Origin of the sequence: Peribacillus sp. CSMR9 (assembly GCF_033141925.1) — a bacterium.
GTDB lineage: Bacteria > Bacillota > Bacilli > Bacillales > DSM-1321 > Peribacillus > Peribacillus simplex_A.
This window is the reverse complement of the sequence record NZ_JAOPHO010000213.1, coordinates 1-925: the sequence shown is the minus strand read 5'-3', so window position 1 is coordinate 925 and position 925 is coordinate 1. Positions and strand designations below refer to the sequence as shown.

The 925-nt window shown below is 33.1% G+C and carries 1 pseudogene; it reads right to left on the bottom strand.

What is annotated here, in order from left to right:
• Positions 1-749: pseudogene (locus N9I19_RS24960) on the bottom strand (MerR family transcriptional regulator); the annotation flags it as partial.
• Positions 750-925 lie beyond the last annotated feature (176 nt).

Sequence of the window (925 nt, the reverse complement as noted above, 5' to 3'; positions counted from 1 at the left end):
AGTTGAGGATTTTTCTTTTGCTATAAAAAATACGTATGCCTGGTTCATAAACTCAAGGACATCCTGATCAATCGGGTATAATCCAAGTTTTCTGATTGTTTTGGCGACATCCGTATTTCCCACAGTTTATCTAAAAATTCATTCTCACCATCAAATTCCTCTAAACGCTTTTCATCCATCCTTCTAATGATATTTTGAACTTTGGATGCTTTTGGACCTTCTTTCATATAACGCTTTAACTGACCTATCAGAGCAATCCATTCGAGTGAATCAGAGCTGTCACTTGTCATATTAGGAACCCTTTCTAATAACTTTATTTCTCTGTCTTTAAATACAGATTCGCGATAATATTGCTGGATTTCTTTATCTTTACTGGATAATTGCATGATCTTCTGAATCGCAATCAAGTTTTCTTCTCCTTCTATCGCAATTCCATGTATCAATTCCCGTAAGGATAACTCTATTTTCTTTAAATTTTCCTGTTCATTTATTACAAAAGATAATTGATTCTTTAAACTATCCGACCAATCCCAATCACTGAAAGTGAGCATATCCTTAATCTCATGTAATCGAAATCCAACTTTTTTTAGAAATTGAACTTGCTGTAGTTTTTTTATTTCTTCATTTGTATATAATCGATGTCCACCTTCTGTTTTCGATGTTGGTTTTAATAAGCCAATTTCATCGTAGTAACGCAGTGTTCTTACTGTAACACCTGTCACTTCCCCTACCTTATTAATGTGTATCAATTGATCAACCTGCCTTCCTGTATGTTAAGACCATTCGTAACACCTGTTTTATCCATTTCACTTTTCTTCTTCTCTACCAAAAAAGTTTTTAAGTAAGTATTGGATTGTCAACACTAAATCAAACAACTTTTTTAAGGGATAATTTTTTATATTCTAGAGGACTTAAGTAGCCAAGA